Below are 394 nucleotides of genomic sequence, written 5' to 3' on the forward strand. Positions count from 1 at the left end.
CATGACGAGCTATGTATTGACAGTGACGTGCCAATCGACGCGTGGGATTGTTGCGGCGATCTCGAACTATCTGGCCGGACAGGGCTGCAACATCGTCGATTCCAGCCAGTTCGACGATCTCGATACTGGCCGCTTCTTCATGCGCGTCTCCTTCATCTCCGAGGAAGGGGTGGGCCAGGCAGCGCTCGTCGAAGGCTTCAAGCCGATCGCCGAGAAGTTCGCCATGGATGCGGAGATCCACGATGCCAAGAAGCGCATGAAGGTGCTGCTGATGGTCTCGCGCTTCGGCCATTGCCTCAACGACCTGCTCTATCGCTGGAAGATCGGCGCCTTGCCGATCGACATCGTCGGCGTCGTCTCCAACCATTTCGATTACCAGAAAGTGGTGGTCAAT

At 57.6% G+C, this 394-nt stretch carries 1 protein-coding gene; it reads left to right on the forward strand.

Annotated features, from left to right (window positions below; translation table 11 throughout):
* Position 1: 1 nt before the first annotated feature.
* A partial coding sequence (locus tag PH558_RS34145; RefSeq protein WP_350223838.1) for an ACT domain-containing protein occupies positions 2-394 on the forward strand: 393 nt, incomplete at its 3' end.

This window comes from Rhizobium pantanalense (assembly GCF_030182525.1).
Lineage (GTDB): Bacteria > Pseudomonadota > Alphaproteobacteria > Rhizobiales > Rhizobiaceae > Rhizobium.